This window comes from Moorena sp. SIO4A5 (genome assembly GCF_010672005.1).
Lineage (GTDB): Bacteria > Cyanobacteriota > Cyanobacteriia > Cyanobacteriales > Coleofasciculaceae > Moorena.
In genome coordinates this window covers 219,297-235,201 of record NZ_JAAHHZ010000003.1, presented here as the reverse complement: position 1 = coordinate 235,201, position 15,905 = coordinate 219,297, and the positions used below count along the sequence as shown (strand labels likewise).

General features: G+C 43.3%; 17 protein-coding genes. 10 read left to right on the top strand and 7 right to left on the bottom strand.

Going from position 1 to position 15,905, the window contains the following annotated elements; genetic code table 11:
- Positions 1-300: 300 nt before the first annotated feature.
- Together F6K57_RS03355 and F6K57_RS03345 are read right to left on the bottom strand one after the other, a co-directional pair.
- Complete coding sequence (locus F6K57_RS03355) at positions 301-1,272, bottom strand: hypothetical protein (protein WP_293064811.1); 972 nt, start codon at positions 1,270-1,272, stop codon at positions 301-303.
- A gap of 267 nt (positions 1,273-1,539) precedes the next feature.
- Complete coding sequence (locus tag F6K57_RS03345) at positions 1,540-2,061, bottom strand: tetratricopeptide repeat protein (RefSeq protein ID WP_293064808.1); 522 nt, start codon at positions 2,059-2,061, stop codon at positions 1,540-1,542.
- A gap of 299 nt (positions 2,062-2,360) precedes the next feature.
- Between F6K57_RS03345 and F6K57_RS03340 the strand changes: the two genes are divergently transcribed.
- The 3 genes from F6K57_RS03340 to F6K57_RS03330 all read left to right on the top strand — a co-directional run bounded on the left by F6K57_RS03340 (position 2,361) and on the right by F6K57_RS03330 (position 3,381).
- Positions 2,361-2,591 carry a DUF2281 domain-containing protein gene (locus F6K57_RS03340; protein WP_293020069.1) on the top strand — a complete coding sequence of 77 codons (231 nt, stop codon included), beginning with the start codon at positions 2,361-2,363 and terminating at the stop codon, positions 2,589-2,591.
- Positions 2,588-2,977, top strand: coding sequence for a type II toxin-antitoxin system VapC family toxin (locus tag F6K57_RS03335; RefSeq protein WP_293020067.1), 390 nt, complete (start codon positions 2,588-2,590; stop codon positions 2,975-2,977). The genes F6K57_RS03340 and F6K57_RS03335 overlap by 4 nt, the downstream gene beginning before the upstream one ends.
- A 203-nt stretch (positions 2,978-3,180) precedes the next feature.
- The gene (locus F6K57_RS03330; protein WP_293042764.1) at positions 3,181-3,381 is read left to right on the top strand and encodes a hypothetical protein; all 201 of its coding nucleotides are present in this window, start codon (positions 3,181-3,183) and stop codon (positions 3,379-3,381) included.
- A 263-nt stretch (positions 3,382-3,644) separates the two neighbouring features.
- Here F6K57_RS03330 and F6K57_RS03325 read toward each other — a convergent pair whose 3' ends face one another.
- The gene (locus F6K57_RS03325) at positions 3,645-4,100 is read right to left on the bottom strand and encodes a thioesterase family protein (RefSeq protein ID WP_364301058.1); all 456 of its coding nucleotides are present in this window, start codon (positions 4,098-4,100) and stop codon (positions 3,645-3,647) included.
- 179 nt (positions 4,101-4,279) lie between these two features.
- On the opposite strand from F6K57_RS03325, the gene F6K57_RS03320 reads away from it, so the two are divergent.
- Positions 4,280-5,134: an alpha/beta hydrolase gene (locus F6K57_RS03320; RefSeq protein ID WP_293020065.1), complete on the top strand. Its 855-nt coding sequence runs from the start codon at positions 4,280-4,282 to the stop codon at positions 5,132-5,134.
- A gap of 99 nt (positions 5,135-5,233) precedes the next feature.
- Here the strand turns inward: F6K57_RS03320 and F6K57_RS03315 are convergent, their stop codons facing one another.
- On the bottom strand, positions 5,234-6,373 hold the full coding sequence (locus tag F6K57_RS03315) for a Na/Pi symporter (protein WP_293042770.1): 1,140 nt from the start codon (positions 6,371-6,373) through the stop codon (positions 5,234-5,236).
- Between the two features lie 209 nt (positions 6,374-6,582).
- On the opposite strand from F6K57_RS03315, the gene F6K57_RS03310 reads away from it, so the two are divergent.
- Positions 6,583-6,852, top strand: coding sequence for a hypothetical protein (locus F6K57_RS03310; RefSeq protein ID WP_293064802.1), 270 nt, complete (start codon positions 6,583-6,585; stop codon positions 6,850-6,852).
- Here the strand turns inward: F6K57_RS03310 and F6K57_RS03305 are convergent.
- Complete coding sequence (locus F6K57_RS03305; RefSeq protein WP_293064800.1) at positions 6,819-8,330, bottom strand: FAD-dependent oxidoreductase; 1,512 nt, start codon at positions 8,328-8,330, stop codon at positions 6,819-6,821. The two genes, F6K57_RS03310 and F6K57_RS03305, sit on opposite strands and share 34 nt — an antisense overlap.
- 1,484 nt (positions 8,331-9,814) lie before the next feature.
- On the opposite strand from F6K57_RS03305, the gene F6K57_RS03295 reads away from it, so the two are divergent.
- Both F6K57_RS03295 and F6K57_RS03290 read left to right on the top strand, forming a co-directional pair.
- Positions 9,815-10,006: a hypothetical protein gene (locus F6K57_RS03295; RefSeq protein WP_293064797.1), complete on the top strand. Its 192-nt coding sequence runs from the start codon at positions 9,815-9,817 to the stop codon at positions 10,004-10,006.
- Between the two features lie 397 nt (positions 10,007-10,403).
- Complete coding sequence (locus F6K57_RS03290) at positions 10,404-10,727, top strand: type II toxin-antitoxin system Phd/YefM family antitoxin (RefSeq protein WP_143727455.1); 324 nt, start codon at positions 10,404-10,406, stop codon at positions 10,725-10,727.
- A gap of 48 nt (positions 10,728-10,775) precedes the next feature.
- On the opposite strand, the gene F6K57_RS03285 is transcribed toward F6K57_RS03290, so the two are convergent.
- Positions 10,776-11,150, bottom strand: a complete 375-nt coding sequence (locus F6K57_RS03285; protein WP_293064794.1) for a hypothetical protein — start codon at positions 11,148-11,150, stop codon at positions 10,776-10,778.
- A 417-nt stretch (positions 11,151-11,567) separates the two neighbouring features.
- On the opposite strand from F6K57_RS03285, the gene F6K57_RS03280 reads away from it, so the two are divergent.
- Positions 11,568-11,912, top strand: a complete 345-nt coding sequence (locus F6K57_RS03280) for a metal-sensing transcriptional repressor (protein ID WP_293029489.1) — start codon at positions 11,568-11,570, stop codon at positions 11,910-11,912.
- On the opposite strand, the gene F6K57_RS03275 is transcribed toward F6K57_RS03280, so the two are convergent.
- Positions 11,909-12,304, bottom strand: a complete 396-nt coding sequence (locus F6K57_RS03275) for a hypothetical protein (RefSeq protein WP_293029485.1) — start codon at positions 12,302-12,304, stop codon at positions 11,909-11,911. The genes F6K57_RS03280 and F6K57_RS03275 overlap by 4 nt on opposite strands.
- Positions 12,305-12,486: 182 nt before the next feature.
- On the opposite strand from F6K57_RS03275, the gene hslO reads away from it, so the two are divergent.
- Positions 12,487-13,371, top strand: a complete 885-nt coding sequence (gene hslO / locus F6K57_RS03270) for an Hsp33 family molecular chaperone HslO (protein WP_293064790.1) — start codon at positions 12,487-12,489, stop codon at positions 13,369-13,371.
- Positions 13,372-13,595: 224 nt separating this feature from the next.
- On the top strand, positions 13,596-15,884 hold the full coding sequence (locus tag F6K57_RS03265; RefSeq protein ID WP_293064787.1) for a chromosome segregation ATPase: 2,289 nt from the start codon (positions 13,596-13,598) through the stop codon (positions 15,882-15,884).
- Positions 15,885-15,905: the final 21 nt, after the last annotated feature.

The window sequence follows — 15,905 nt, the reverse complement described above, 5'->3', positions numbered from 1 at the left end:
ATTGGCTTCCCCCTTATTAAGGGGGACGGGAGGGGGATCCCAACCACAGCTTAGAAAGATTTATCCAAAACCCACGCAGCATTGCCTCACTACCCTAGAAAAGGCTGTCTACTTGATTCCAGAGCTAAAATTATATCACAAAGTTTAACTTTGAGTTATAAATTATTTATCAAAAGAATAAACTTTTATAAAGTAGGGTGGGCAAAATTTTAGGCTCTAGAATTATCAAAAGAACCAAAGGGTTTTTGCCCACCAGAAAAGCCCCCGACTCCTGACTCCCGACTCCCGACTCCCGACTCCCTACTTTCGACCCAAAATTAAAGCAGTAATCGCACCAACTCCCACACCAAGCAAAACATGAAATAGCACAAACCAGAAAGTGTAACTCAAGCAAGACTGGAGTTCAGCTTTAGGGCATTTTTCTATAGATACATTGGGGTTTAGTTTGATCAAGATCGCTTCTAGAGGTTTAGCATCAGTTTGGGAAGAAATACCACTGACCGCTAAACCAATACCCACCGAGGCAATCCAACGTTCTAATCGTTTCTCTTGTTGTGCTTGTTCAGTTTCCACAATGCCTCGGATACTACCAAGCATCTGGTCAAATAGTTGCTGACCGGGTTTGAGATAATTGAGATTGACTTGAATCTGATTTTGAAATAGCTCGGTTCTTTGGTTTAGGAAGTCTTCCAAAAACTCGATATTATCGTCTTTGAGACTAGATTCACTGATTTTTTTTAGCCAGTAGTTATAGTTGGCGGCATTGGTAGCGATCGCAGTTTTGTGATCTTCCATGTCTCGCAGATAACCAGCATAGTCAAAGGTCTTGGATGGCATCTCGGTCAGTTTCTGCTTCAGTTGCTCTAGCCTTGTTTTTCGCTCCCTTGGCAATTCCTTGAAGCCTTGAACCTCTTGTTCCAGTTGCCCATAGAGTCCTCTAGTTTGGCGATAACACCAACGGGCTTGATCATAAGCAAACAGGATTTTACTGCGACAGCACAACAGATTTAACAATGAAAAGTAAGTCTTTTGTGCCAGGTTTAAGGTTTCTGGGTGACGGTTTAACCAGACCAGAAGGTGACATTGCTCCGTTGGTTTCTCCTTACCGTTGTCATAGGCAAAAATTGGGCTACCAAATAACTGCCCAGATGCGCTAAATTGGGGTTTTTGGTCGGTTCCCTGGAAAAAAGCATCCACACAAGCATCTGCTAACTTTCTATCCTCCTCGGGAGTACCCACTGGTTCGCCATAGAGTACTAAGGTTTGTCCCAAGGAAGCTTGAATAGTGCTGGCTAGCAGACACCCTTGAGGATTTAACCGACTAAATTGACCGACTGGAACAGTGACATTTTGGTAATACAGAGTTATATCAACGGCATAAGTGTCATGAATAGGAAATGCCTCAAAGGCAAAAACTCTAAGAGCCTCTTGTAAACAAGCGATCGCTTCTTCTATATTCTGTGCTTTCTCCCCTTTTATTCGGTTATTGTAAGCATTACCGAGATTATTTTGTGTGATTGCCCACTCAACAGGAAAAGCCTAAAAGGTATAAACTCTAAGAGCCTGTTGGTAACAAGCGATCGCCTGTTCTATATTCTGTGCTTTCTTCCCTTTTCTTCTATCAATGTAAGCACCTCCAAGATTGTTTTGAGTCAAAGCCCATTTTTCTGCACAAACTTCACGGGTGAAAAAAGTTAGTACGATTTTATTGCCAGTAATGGCAATTTCCATATTCCTGGCTTTGTCACCCAAGGGAAATTGTGCAATTAAAGTGCTTAAATCGCCAATATATCCTAATAAGAGCGCCGTTTCATATATTTCTCCTTTCTCCAGAATACTTGTTCCCACAACATGCAATAATTTAGCTAGTCTATCATTAATTTTGTCTGTATTTGCTGCTAGTAATGGGTAAACTACCTGCTCATCACCCCTACTGTCTTCAATTGCTTGTATAACCTCTAATAAAAACTCGAATTGGGGATCAGATGTTTTGCGATTTCTCCCCATCAACCGTTGTTTAATAGTTATTAAACAATAATACAACCGCTTTAGAATATTCATTACCAAATTAGACTTATCTAAATCACCCTGGATTCACCAATCTTCAGCCACTGCCAACATTGTCTGCTGCAATCCCTTAGGGAAAGGCCAGAGGCAAGATTTAATACTTATAGCATTTCTCAATAGATTATGACAAGCAATCTTAATTTATCGTAACACCAAACACTCCTCGGATATCTTGACACTGCTCCCTGCTCCTTGTTTCGATCCAGGCTCTATTCATAAATAAACTAAAAATGCTATAATATTTTATACATTATTATAAAAATTATTTAACACCAACTAAACTAGTAAAACCCATGAATATTGACACAGAAATATTACAAACAGTGGGTAAAATGCCAGAATCCCTAAAACAAGAACTGCTGCATTATGCCAAGTATCTAATGGAAAACTACTCCCAAGATGTTTCCCCAGAGCAGCATGCTAGCAAGAAACGTCGTTCAGGGATCTTAAAAGGAACCTTTGTGCTACCATTACCTGATGATTTTGATGAACCATTAGACGATTTTAAGGAATATATGGAATGAGCTCTTTCCTGTTAGACACTCATGCCTTGATCTGGTTATCTGAAAATGACCCAAATTTGCCTAATAAACTAAGAGACATGATTGATGCAGCGGATAGCGTTTATCTGAGTATTGCTAGTCTCTGGGAAATTGCGATTAAGTTGAATCTTGGTAAGTTATCACTGCAACGAAATTATCAAACCATTGAATCTGAACTGCAATCATCAGATATTACTTTACTACCTATTGCATTTATCGACACCCTGCAAATTTCTAATCTACCCCTACATCATCGTGATCCATTTGATAGAATGTTGATTGCTCAAGCCATGAATAGATCTCTGGTTTTGATTAGTCGGGATAATAAATTTGATGCTTATCCAATTCAAAGACTATGGGTTAGTTGACTGACTGATAAAGCTGTAAGCATTCAGCCGTTTACCAAAGGCCACATGCTTACCATTTTAAAGAGCCGCTACGCGATTATCCTACAGATAATCGCTTTTTTTTATTACTCCTAAACCCCAAAAAAAAAAATTTTAAAACCCTTGACAAATAATTTTATAATTATTACAATAATCATTGTAAATCAAAGTTCAACTTTTGAAAGATGCCAGAAGAATTTACTCGCAACTTCAAGAAACAACCTACTCAGCACACTCTGAAAGGTCCTCGTCAATCAGTAATCCATAGTATGCAGATGCTTTATTCATTGGGCTATGCAGAAATCGCAGAGTGGACTCCTCTGGAGCCGACCGATATTCCCGGTGAAGTGATCACTACTATGACCAAGTATTGGTTGTTGCCATAACACCTTAAATTTCTGGGGGGATTTTCCCCCCTTGGCCTTGGGTTTGGTCTGATAGCATAGGATCACATCCGAAAGTTTCGGGTATTTTTCTGACATCAATCAAAAGTTGAACTAGCCGTAGATAGTATTTCTACGGCTATTTTTTTTGTCAGCGGTCAGCGGTCAGCGGTCAGCGGTCAGCCGTCAGCTATATCATAAGGGATGATAAAATTAGTAAAGAGTTTTTCATAGCTATCAGGTAAAGAGGATTTTTTACCTCTTACCTACTCCCGACTCCCGACTCCCGACTCCCGACTCCCGACTCCCGACTCCCTACTCCCTAGCCATTCCACGATTTCCTTAGGTAAGGGAGTTTTAGTTCTAGTCATTGCATTAATACAAACGTGCTTCGTAATTGCCTTGGCCAGTAACTGTTGCGATGAAGAAGCTGTAACAACCTGATAAGCAATCTCAAACTTACTTTCACTCAACTGCTCAGGCATCACGTGAATCAGCAGTGGATCCCCACAAAACATAGGACCCAAGAAGTCCACACTGGCATGAACAATCGGAATTGCCACAGCTGGCTGAGTGAAAAAGGACTTGAGATTAATGCCCGATACATCTAGAGAGGCTTCATAGGCTTCATGGCAGATAGATAAAACATTAGCAAAATAGACCACACCAGCCGCATCCGTATCTGAAAAGCGCACAGTGCGATTATAAGTAAAAGAGATCATACCATTTCACTTATCAGCTATCAGCTATCAGCTATCAGCTATCAGCTATCAGCTGAATGCTTACAAAGTTTCTGCCCATAGCGTAACCTCCTTGAGGTGCTATTGAATAAAATAAGCTGACGGCTGACGGCTGACGGCTGATGGCTGAATGCTTACACAAGTAACAATTAACAATTAACATGAATGGGATTAAAAAAAACTACCAAGCAGCAGTATATCTCAACACTGACCTCCAGGGGTCAGGATTCCCAATTCTGTGCCTTCACGGTCATCCCGGCTCAAGTCAGTGCCTTTCGGTTTTTACCCAACATCTATCCCAGAAGTTCTGGACTATCAGCCCTGATTTGCGAGGATATGGTAGAAGTCCAGCTGATCGGGATTTTCAGATGACCGACCACCTGATTGACTTGGAATCCCTTCTCGACTACTACCACATTGACCGCTGTTTGATACTAGGTTGGTCTTTAGGGGGAATTTTGGCAATGGAGCTTGCTCTGAAGCTACCTCAGAGAGTCACAGGTTTAATTTTAATCGCTACAGCCGCTCGACCTTGGGGTAATCATCCCCCCATTAGTTGGCAGGATAATCTCTATACCGGCATCGCTTCTGCATTAAATTGGTTACAACCAGGATGGCAGTGGAATATTGACACATTTGGTAAGCGATCGCTTTTTCGATACCTGATCCAACAACACACAACCAGCACCTACCAATATCTTGCCAACCACACCATATCAGCCTATTTACAGACCTCCCAAGCCGCTACAGAAGCACTAAACGCTGCCATTAGGGCTGGGTATAACCGTTTGCCAGACTTACAGCAGATTCAATGCCCCTCCCTGGTCTTAGCAGGAGCTGCTGATCGCCATATTACCGCAGCATCAAGTCGAGAAACCGCTCAACATCTTAAGGATAGCCAATGGCAATGCTATGACAATACTGCTCACTTGTTTCCTTGGGAAATTCCCGATCAGGTTTTAAAAGATATCGACAACTGGATTAGCAATAATCCCCAAGTTGTCTGTCAGAATTAAGAATTAAGAATTAAGAATTAAGAATTAAGAATTAATTCTCCATTCTTCATTCTTCATTCTACATTCAAAGCTGATAGCTGATAGCTGATAGCTGAATACTTACAGCCACGTCGATAGACTCAGAAGTAGTACCGGAATCAAGAAGAAAACGCTTCCAATATAGACAAAGGCTAAATACTTCCGCTCAGTAGCAACAGCAGCTAAGGTTTCTGCACCCAGGATTGGCATTTGTCTCAAAACAGGAATGCTGTAGATGATCACAACTCCGAGGGTGTTGTAAAGTAGATGCACTGTAGCTATTTCTAGAGCAGGGATAGGGTTTTCCGTTATTCCGGTAGCGGCAAGTAAAGCAGTGATACAGGTTCCGATATTTGCCCCTAGGGTGAAGGGATAAATTTCTTGTAAACTCAATAAACCTGTACCAGCTAGGGGAACGATCAGGCTGGTGGTTGTCGAGGAAGATTGCACAATTACAGTGACTAGTGTCCCAGAAGCAATCCCAGCAATGGGACCGTTACCGATAGCAGTGTGCAACATCTCATTCGCTCGTCCTACCATTAGGGTTTTGAGAAGTTTGCCAATGAAAAAGATGGATAGGAAAATAACACTGATACCTAGGACAATCAGGGCAATACCATTAAATGGTTCTGGTAAAATGTTACTGACAGTTTTAATCCTATCAGTGACTGGAGCAGTGGCAAATTTAATCAGATTAACGTTGTTTAAATTAATCGAGTTTTCCCCCACAACCAGGCTTGTTAAAAACAGACTAATCTTTTCCAGGAAGTGAGTGGTAATTTCCAAAGGTAGGAAGATAACGACACTAATCAGATTGAAAAAGTCGTGGATGGTTGCAGCAGCAAAAGCCTGTTTAAATTCGTCCTTATTTTGAATATGTCCTAAACTAACCAGTGTATTAGTGATGGTGGTGCCAATGTTAGCCCCCATAACCATTGGAACAGCCGTTGCCACTGGCAAACCACCAGCTACTAGACCGACAATAATCGAGGTTACTGTACTTGACGATTGGATTAAAGCAGTTGCTAGGGTACCGACAATTAAGCCAGCAAACGGATTAGTAGCAAACTTGAACAATTCCTTGACTTGCTCCCCAGTAGCTGACCTAAAGCCTGTACCAATTATCCCTACTGCCACAATCAGTAGGTAAACCAAAACCAGAATACCTACCCATTTGTAGAAGGTAACAACAAGCTTGTCTGAGTTCTGAACGCTTTCCATTACTCTACTATAGTGTTTGTATTTGGGTTGTGAACATAGGATTGATAGCAAAAGGGAACAGGGAACAGGGAACAGGGAACAGTACTAAAAAGGGAACAGGGAATAGGGAACAGGGAACAGTACTAAAAAGCTTGTTTTTTTTGGTAATGAAAAATCAGTAAAATTGTTCATTACCTATTTATAAAAGGGTGCATCTCAATGCATGCTGTTTGACGCGGTGGGTGGAATGGGCATCTTGTTGTGGAACTGGCATCTTGCCAGTTTCCTGCCTCGGACGGACTGTCCCAATACTGGCTACCGATAAAATCAGAGGCTTTCCGTCTTATCACGCACCCTACGCAACTATTCCCTATTCCCTATTCCCTATTCCCTATTCCCGATTCCCGATTCCCGATTCCCGATTCCCGATTCCCGATTCCCTGTTTCCTAAAATTCCCAAATTAAATCAAGGTAACCAAAAATTACTAAATAACGTCTGACCAAACTCCCGTACAGTTTTATTAATCTTCCGTGTCACCTGAATATGGAATTCATCAGCATCAACAGGAATAATCTTGGCGAGATTTCCCTGTCTAAAGCGCCTAATCACCAAATTTGCTGCTTCCAAACCGGTAACATACGCCTTTTCCTGAGACCAAGAACCGTGGCGAGTGACAATCCAATCCCCGCTCATAAATACATTTTCAATACTAGTGGTTCGCTGCATCATATACTGATAGCTACCGGGAGCAAAGTGAGTCACCCCTTGCGGTACTCGAATCACACTACTGTCAATCAGATTTGCCTCTCGAAAACCAGAAACACAGGTGCCTAAGTCACGCTGAACTTTCTGGATAATTTGCTGATCACTCAGGGGTAGCAACTGGTTAGCATGGTAAAAGTCTGCTTCAATCACGCTACCAGGTTCATCCCGGTACTCATCGTGCAAAGCATTAAGGTCAAAAAATGTCCAACCCGTGGTGGCATCAAAGCCAAAACAAGCATTAGAGGGATGGCGAATCTCAACTTTGCGGTCAAACCATAGCCTGGTTGATAGCACATCAATTCCCCCTAAATTCATCAGGTTCCGGAATTCCTTGCGGCTTTGGAGCATGGTGCTACTCTGAAGGATTTTCTTCATACCATTGATACTGACAGCAAAAATCACCGCGTCAGCCTCAAAGCATTCATCACCACAGATCACCCCTTTGGCCTTGCCTGTGTGGTCTATGATAATGTCATTGACCCGTTTATTGGTAAGTACCTTTCCCCCGGCTTTCTCAATCTGTTCCACCCAGGGTTTAAATATCATCTGTGCTACCGTTCCTCGGCACCAGACCACATCAAAGTCCGGTTGGTGAGCCAAAATGAAGTAATACAGCATTCCTAGGGCTGCTGCGGCTGAACATTGTTCTCCTGGAGCAAATAAACCCACTAACAGCATGGGCTCAAAGGAATCCTTGTACAGTCGTGCCGAAACCCCAAACTGTTTAAATAATTCACGGGCGCTTACCGAGTCATACCTAGTCCATGCCTGGTGGGAATTATCGAAGTCAACAACAGCATAGAGTAGGGGTAAGGCAGAGAGTCGATCAATCAGGGGTAAGCGTTTGAAGTCGGTGTAGAGGAAGGTTCCTAGGGGCGTCGGAAGTCGTGGTTGATTTTGAAAGATAGGGGATTCGACTTCTAATCCAGCAGGAGAATACTGAGAAGAACGGGTGAAAGGAGTGAAAGGATTGAGTCGGAGTTCCTTTACCAGGTTGAAAATGTTGTGATAGGGATACCAGAAACCATGAATTCCCCCTTCTACAGAACGTCCACCCGCTGTTTTCCATCCTGCCACTAAACCACCGGCATAGGAACTTGCTTCTAGGAGAGTGACATCGTAACCTTGTTTGGCTAAGTGGTGAGTTGCGCCTAAGCCTGCCCATCCAGCACCCACTACAACTACTCGTTTTATTTCTGAGAATTCTGACATTGACCTTTTCTTGAGTTTATTGATAACTCTTTTTTCAGGATCGCACAACTATGAAGTTATGTTAAGGTAATTCTGTGATCGGTCATGGGATCCTCCAAAAGAGCCCCTAGGCGAACGCATTGGCACAATCCTAAATACAGCAGTGGCTATTACCCATTACCCATTCCCCTCCAAAAAAAAAGCGGCTGCAACCATTGTCACAACCGCCACTGTACATCAACTGGGAGGAAATCCTAGAGACATATGTCAAAAACTGTCCAAGATGTTTGACAAGCTCTAGTAAAGCTACGTTACTTACTTACTACAAGGTGTCTTCCACAGATTCCCGAAAATTTGATCAGAAATTTTTGGGAATTGGGAAACATCACTGCTTAGCTTAGGTGTTAGGTATTAGGTGTTAGGTGTTAGGTGTTAGGTGTTAGGTATTAATACTTGAATTCAATTGTTTTTTTTTAACACTAAGTAATTATTTAGTGTATTTTAATGTTTACTATTAACTATTAAGTGTTTTATATTCTATGTTATAAAGTTAATCCGAGTTTCTAGTCCCTCGTTATTAACACATAATAACTAAACTGTCAACAGCTGAATACTGGGTTAGTCTTAACCAAAACTCCGAGTATCCTGGAGTAGTTCAGATTAGAGACCTAAGGCTGACCCTGCATAAGATATGCATACCTGTTTGAAAATAGTATTTTCGGAGAAAGGCAATATCAGCAAAGGCGGAGCGATCGCATTATGACTCAACTATATGAGCAGCTCAACCAGCTAGTGACCGCAGCATGTAGTCATCCACCTGGAAGCGCTCACCGTCAAAGAAACTTAACAAAAATTATTCGTTTAGTCACTAAGAAGCTTTGGCAAGAACATACTCCCTACTATCAAGACGCACTCCAACAAACCTGGATTTACTTTTGCCAGAATATTTGCGAAGGCAAAACCGGTAATCCCTACGACTCTAGCCGTGGCAGTGTGATCACTTGGCTCAATTTCTACTTGAAGAAACGACTCCAAGACTTTCGCATCAAGACTATAGACGGACAAGGTAAGACAGTATCTTCTAGCAAGGGTAAAAATGGTCAAAATGTTGACCCGCTCAATAGTGTGGCCGCTCCACCCGACGTGCCTACCTTACTCGAAGATGTCAGGGAATGGGTGGAAAGGGCGGCTGTTGATAGTGATCTACGCACTACCCATATCAAAGGTAATCCAGAGGTCACCTGCCAAGTCTTAATTTGGCGACGCTTGCCTCCAGAAACTAGCTGGAAAACCCTATCAGAAGAGTTTAATGTATCAATTTCTACATTAAGTAGCTTTTATCAGCGACAATGTTTGCCCCGTTTGCGTAAATTTGGAGAATCGGAAGGATNGGAGGCTATAAAGGGCATTCAAAAAGGACTGAATGATTTCCAGGCAGGTCGATTTCGGTCTTTCGCTGAGTTTGCCCAAGAGCAGCGTCGCCAGTACAACCTGCCAGTCGATTCATGAAATACCCTCTTGAAATTTCCAGTGTGGCAGAGGCGGAAGCCGACAGCGCCTTCCTACGTTTATCCCAAGTCACATCTCCTACCCAGGCTAGCCTTTGGTATTCTGGATTGCTACAAGCAATCGAATCTCTATCGCAATTTCCAAAACGTTGTCCTAATGCAAGAGAGAATAAGTATTTCAGTCAATAAATACGACAATTACTCTACGGTCGGGGACGTAATTCATATCGAATTCTTTTTACCATATTGGAAGAGCAAGAAGGAGCGACCGTTCGCATTCTACACATCCGGCACGCATCACAGCAAACCCTAGGTGAAGAACTAGGCTGATGCCAATTGGCTCGTAGCGATCGTCCCTCTTGTAGGGTGCCTTCCTTGAAGCAATCTGCTGCTTCACCCCACGATTATGAAGAACGCACCACCCAAAACCCTTGATTTTCATGCTTGTTACCCTAAGATTTTCTCTTATATTGTAAGTTACCATAACAAAATCGGACTCATAATGCGATCGCCCGTAGGTTTGGATGACCAAAAAAAAGTTAATTTCTGTTACATTTCTGGTGTATGTAACTCTGACTAGCTAAAAATGAAAGCAATTACGAGTAATCAAGCCAAACACCAATTAGATAAACTAATCGAGCGGGTCATTCTTGATGTAGAACCAACTATATTATGTAATGATCAAGGAAAACAAGCTGTTTTAATGTCTTTAGATGAATTTAACTCTTGGCAAGAAACACTATATTTATTATCCAATCCTACCAATGCCGAACATCTCTTAGAATCAATTGAACAAGCTAAATCTGTAAAAAAGTCAATTAAACAATTAATTTATGAATTAAAATCACTTTTACCGAAGCATATTGGTCTGACTATATTTGGCTACAAGAGAATGATAAAAGGCTGTTAAAAAGAGTTAATTTACTGGTTTACGAGGACCTCAATTCATCAGGTTGACTCAAAGGGGGGATAATGTTGAGGCACGAAACCCAACAATCACGGGCTTTTGCGTAACCTTTCTGACGCTGCACTGGACGGACTGGCGTACGCTTAGTTCGTAACCGTTAGATACCTGCCGCCAGTGAGCTTGAACCTTAGGGTCCCTCACCTCGATTAACTCATAAATTTCTGGAGGATGGGGCTGGCGCACCAGCTGTGGATTCAGCAGTTGTTGGGCGATCAGTGGGGGAGTTACTGAGTCTGTGCTGGGTACAGGAGCAGCCTTGGAGGGAGATACACGATAAACGCCAACTGTCAATAAGACTCCAAGTAAGATAGCCAAGAGATAGTTACTAATTGAGCGAAGCCAAATCGAAAATTTAGTTGATGACATAGTATTATCGTATTCTTCTGGTTAATTTTGGGGAATATTATTGCTAAGCCAATCCCACCACCTTTAAGCATGGGATTTACTTGGCGGCTAGTGGTTACTAGTCAGTTGTTGCTGACCCTTAGCATTAACCCCTAACTCAAGTCTAGCTTCCCTGAGATTCCTCCCACCCACAGCCAGGAGTGGGTTTCGAGGCAGATTTTTAGGATTGTAGATTAGTTGCTACAAGCATCTAATCGCTCTTTTAAGAGTTATTCCTATGACGTTGGTACTACCTGGGCTAGTTCCAGAAGATTGAGAGAGCTTGACCTCAAGGGGTGATCAGCCCAAGAGACCCGAACAAGTTAGGCTAAGAATTATCAATAATGATATACCCAGGAAGTTGGTTAACCTTGGACTAATAAAACTAATAAAACCGCTATGATCTCGAAAGATAGGGAATATGCCCTGACTCAAGAGCTGAATCACAACCATAGTCAACATACTCATGGTCACGTCCATGATGAAGAATCTCTGAGGCGAATTATCAATCGCCTGTCTCGAATCGAGGGGCATATTCGAGGGATTAAGACTATGGTGCAAGAAAGTCGCCCCTGTCCTGATGTTTTGGTACAGATTGCTGCAGTTCGAGGGGCTTTGGATAAAGTGGCACGAATTATCCTGGATGAACATTTAAGCGAGTGTATCGGTCGAGCCGCTGAGCAGGGCAACATTGAGGTAGAAATTGAGGAGTTGAAGGCGGCTTTAGATCAATTTTTACGTTAGGAGTCAGAGGCTCTATGCTGCTCTACAAACTGACGTAGCCTCAGCAAACTTAAGGTTTGACCCCAATTCAATGGTAACAAAGACACCCCTTCGAGGCGAGATTGTACCCAACCATCTCCCCAATACCATTCATGATAACCATCAATTCCCTGACTCAAGAGCAGTCTTAAACAGTTCGACTGAACAAGCTCAACGTTGTGTTGTACTGCTACTGGCCCGATGGAAGAAGTAAAGGTCAATCCTAAATCTAGCTGTTCGGGTAACTCGGAAGATAAATTCTCCGGCCACAACCACTGGTGCAGTTGCTCCGTATAGAGCAGACTGTCCCGGATAACAGTGTGTGGTGCTTCGACTTCAATCCTCAGATGACTTTTTTGAAAGATTCCTAGCATTTTGGTTAGATCGTCCTTATTCGTAGGAAATATTTGTGATTAGTGTGAATGAACAGATGGGATAAATCCCGTCTGTTGTTTTCATCCCTAGGCTAAAGGGATAGGGCAAGCAAGGGGCTCGATACTTTCTCGATAATTTGTAAAATAAACATTAATTATATTAAGAAGTGTAAGAGTTTTCTATGGCTGACCAGTTAATTCGCGCCACAGCAGCTTCAGGGGGTATTCGCGCAGTTGGTGTGATTACTACACGCCTGACGGAAGAAGCTAGACAACGTCACCAACTATCCTATGTGGCAACGGCTGCCCTAGGTCGTACCATGTCTGCAGGTCTTCTGCTCGCTTCTAGTATGAAGCGAGCCGAGTCGAGGGTCAATATTCGGATCAACGGCAATGGTCCACTGGGTGGAATTCTGGTAGATGCAGGATTAGATGGTAAAGTTCGGGGTTATGTAGACAACCCAGAGGTGGAACTGCCACCGAATAAGCAGGGAAAATTAGATGTGGGTGGTGCTGTTGGTAGGGATGGTTTCCTATACGTGGTTCGGGATGTGGGTTATGGCTATCCCTATTCCAGTACAGTAGAGTTGGTTTCTGGTGAAATAGGTGATGACATCGCTAACTATCTGCTAAATTCGGAACAAACCCCGTCAGCGCTGGTAGTTGGTGTATTTGTAGGTGCTCAAGGGGTAACTGCAGCTGGGGGGATTTTAATCCAAGTTATGCCTAAGGCAGCAACGGATGAGGCATTAGTTCAAACCTTGGAATCTCGCATTACTAAACTATCAGGTTTTACACCGCTACTGCAAGCTAACCAGACCTTACCAGAGATTTTTGAACAGTTGCTGGGGGATATGGAGCTAGTGATTTTTCCAGAAACCCAGATGCTCCATTTTAACTGTGGTTGCTCCTTTGACCGGATGTTGGGGGCTCTGAAAATGCTCGGAAAAGAGGAACTTCAGGATATGATTGAAAAAGACGGTGGCGCTGAGGCAACTTGTCATTTTTGCTCAGAGGTCTATCATGCCAATCCCGATCAACTTTCTCAATTGATAAAAGAATTGTAAATTGAGTAGCTACTGTACTTCCTACTGTAACTGGAAGATGAGAATCCTGACTTGTAAAGGATTGCAAGAAATATGGATCAGCATATAAACTCAACCAGAATTATAAGAACACTACTATAAGATAGGGTGTAGACTCTATATGTGTAAGGTGGGTAAAATCTCAACAACTGAGGTTGCTGTAAACAACCTGCTGTCTTCCGGTGTAGGGAGTGTGGAAGTGAATTATGACCAGAAATAGAGAATTTCCAGACCGTTGGCCAACGTCAAATGGTTCAAGTTCAGGTAAGTTTAATGGATGGCAACCTAACCATAGCGAACCGGTTACTCAACCGAGCGTAAACTATCCTGACCTAGGAAACCCATCGACACAGCCCCCCCAGCAATCTGAAAAATTTGGGGTTGGTCAACCAGTAGCTAACTCTGGATTAAACAAATCACAAACTCCCCCGAGACAAGCTCGCTCAGGAAAAACTACTGGAGTAAAAAACCTCTTGCCTCACAGTTGGCAGTTTTGGTCAGCTTTAGTTGTGTTGCTTTTCGGTAGTGCTGGATTTGCTTCAGCAATGATGTTGTTGAGGTTGCCAGCTGTACCAAACTGCCGTGCTGTGTTTTGGCCAACGGCTTCAGCATCGATGCGCCTATCTTGTGCTCAGGTGGCAGCAAATCAGGAAACTGTCCCCCAGTTGCTAAAAGCGATCGCATTAGTCGATGCCCTGCCCGAAGATCACCCGTTACGCCCACAAGTTAACCAATATATAGAAGAGTGGTCACAGGCAATCCTGGAGATTGGGGAAGCTAAGTTTCAAGCTGGTCAGTTCAATGAAGCTCTTAAGATTGCTAAACGTATTCCTTCAAAATCTGTAGCTGGGGCGATAGTACAAAAACGGGTAAAACGTTGGCAGAAAATCTGGTCAAGGGCAGAGGGAGTTTATGAGCAAGCAGAAAAACAGTTGAGGTTATCAAACTGGAACTTAGCATTTCGCGAAGCAGTACGATTGACCTATGTGGACAATGACTACTGGGCTACGGCTAAGTATAACCAGCTAACGGATAAGATTAAAATGGGACGGGAAGACTCGGCTAAGCTGGATAAGGCTTATGAGCTGAGTAGAAGTGGCAATATAGAGAAGATTCTGAAAGCTATTGAAAAAGCTAAGGAAATCACAGAGCAAAGTTATGCCTACAAAGAAGCTCAGGATTTAATAAAAGACTCTGGCAACAAGCTGGTGGAGATTGCTCAGAACAAGCTAGAGCAAGGTAAATGGTCCGAAGTTCTTGACATTGCCTATAAACTTCCGGAAACCATTAAAGTACCTGAACTCAAATCGGATTTAATTGACCTAGCTCATGCCCTATCTCGTGCTGAGTCCGGTACAACCTGGGATTTAGAAGAAGCGATCGCATCTGCCCAAAAGCTCGGATCAGAACGTCCCCTATATAAGAAAGGGCAGCAATTAATTAGCCGTTGGCAACGAGAAGTAGAAGATGTGGCGCGACTAGAGCGAGCCCGAACCTATGCTACCTCGGGTTTAGCCAGTGACTTAAGACTGGCAGTGGCTGAAGTGGAACAGATCCCTCGTGGTAATCCCCGCTATCAGGAAGCACGGGACGAAATTCGAGATTGGACTCGTCAAATTCAGCTGATCGAAGACAGACCATTCCTGGAGCGGGCAACACAACTGGCTAGTTATGGGAGCATCGATTCTTTGCAAGCTGCTGTTCAAGAAGCCCGTAAAATTTCCCGAGGTCGTAGTCTTTACCAGGAAGCTCAAACTAAAATTAATCAGTGGTCTAGAAGTATCCAGCAGCAAGAAGACCAACCTTATTTAGACCAAGCACGCACTCTGGCAATCCGGGGTGATCTATATGCTGCCGTGGCAACTGCCGAACAAATTAAGGCAGGTCGGGCTCTGTACAATGAAGCCCAAAGCAAAGTCAGAAGCTGGAAGTTAGAACTTGAGGGTCAGCAGCGTTTACGGGAAGCTTACCAAATTGCTGAGGCTGGAACTCCACAAGCCCTAAGAAAAGCGATTCGAGTAGCTAGGCAAGTGCCAACCTCAACCAAATCCCGTAGCGAAGCGAGAACAGTAGTCAATCGCTGGAGTTACAAAATCCTATCCATAGCCAGAAGTCGTTCTGCCTATAACCTCTCTGAAGCAATTGCGATCGCAAACATCGTTCCGTCTGGTACTCGCCCTTACCAGGAAGCGCAACGGCAAATGCAATCATGGCGGAAGATTTTAGCCCCACCTCCTCCACCTCCTGTACCCGTAAGACGACCAAGACCGGTTCCGGTTCCATCTACCCCACAAGTGGTGATCCCGAAACCAGTTCCCTCTCCACCATCAGTGGTAAAACCACCATCACCACCAGCCCGCTCCTTCCCAATTGTGGTTCCACCACCGGAAGTTACCTCACCGTCGGGTATCGTAAAACCACCGACTCAGCTAGAGCCGCCTAGGTTTAATCCCCCCGCTGGTAGGAAGATTGAGTTAATTGATACTGACTCTTAAGAGTTTTCGAGGGTACTACAA

Coding starts and splice junctions, on each gene's coding strand:
- F6K57_RS03275 (WP_293029485.1), bottom strand. CDS start 12,304: ATGCTAGGAATCTTTCAAAAAAGTCATCTGAGGATTGAAGTCGAAGCA.
- F6K57_RS03345 (WP_293064808.1), bottom strand. CDS start 2,061: ATGAATATTCTAAAGCGGTTGTATTATTGTTTAATAACTATTAAACAA.
- F6K57_RS03285 (WP_293064794.1), bottom strand. CDS start 11,150: ATGTCATCAACTAAATTTTCGATTTGGCTTCGCTCAATTAGTAACTAT.
- F6K57_RS03280 (WP_293029489.1), top strand. CDS start 11,568: ATGATCTCGAAAGATAGGGAATATGCCCTGACTCAAGAGCTGAATCAC.
- F6K57_RS03265 (WP_293064787.1), top strand. CDS start 13,596: ATGACCAGAAATAGAGAATTTCCAGACCGTTGGCCAACGTCAAATGGT.
- F6K57_RS03320 (WP_293020065.1), top strand. CDS start 4,280: ATGAATGGGATTAAAAAAAACTACCAAGCAGCAGTATATCTCAACACT.
- F6K57_RS03340 (WP_293020069.1), top strand. CDS start 2,361: ATGAATATTGACACAGAAATATTACAAACAGTGGGTAAAATGCCAGAA.
- F6K57_RS03295 (WP_293064797.1), top strand. CDS start 9,815: ATGAAATACCCTCTTGAAATTTCCAGTGTGGCAGAGGCGGAAGCCGAC.
- F6K57_RS03325 (WP_364301058.1), bottom strand. CDS start 4,100: ATGATCTCTTTTACTTATAATCGCACTGTGCGCTTTTCAGATACGGAT.
- hslO (WP_293064790.1), top strand. CDS start 12,487: ATGGCTGACCAGTTAATTCGCGCCACAGCAGCTTCAGGGGGTATTCGC.
- F6K57_RS03305 (WP_293064800.1), bottom strand. CDS start 8,330: ATGTCAGAATTCTCAGAAATAAAACGAGTAGTTGTAGTGGGTGCTGGA.
- F6K57_RS03290 (WP_143727455.1), top strand. CDS start 10,404: ATGAAAGCAATTACGAGTAATCAAGCCAAACACCAATTAGATAAACTA.
- F6K57_RS03330 (WP_293042764.1), top strand. CDS start 3,181: ATGCCAGAAGAATTTACTCGCAACTTCAAGAAACAACCTACTCAGCAC.
- F6K57_RS03315 (WP_293042770.1), bottom strand. CDS start 6,373: ATGGAAAGCGTTCAGAACTCAGACAAGCTTGTTGTTACCTTCTACAAA.
- F6K57_RS03335 (WP_293020067.1), top strand. CDS start 2,588: ATGAGCTCTTTCCTGTTAGACACTCATGCCTTGATCTGGTTATCTGAA.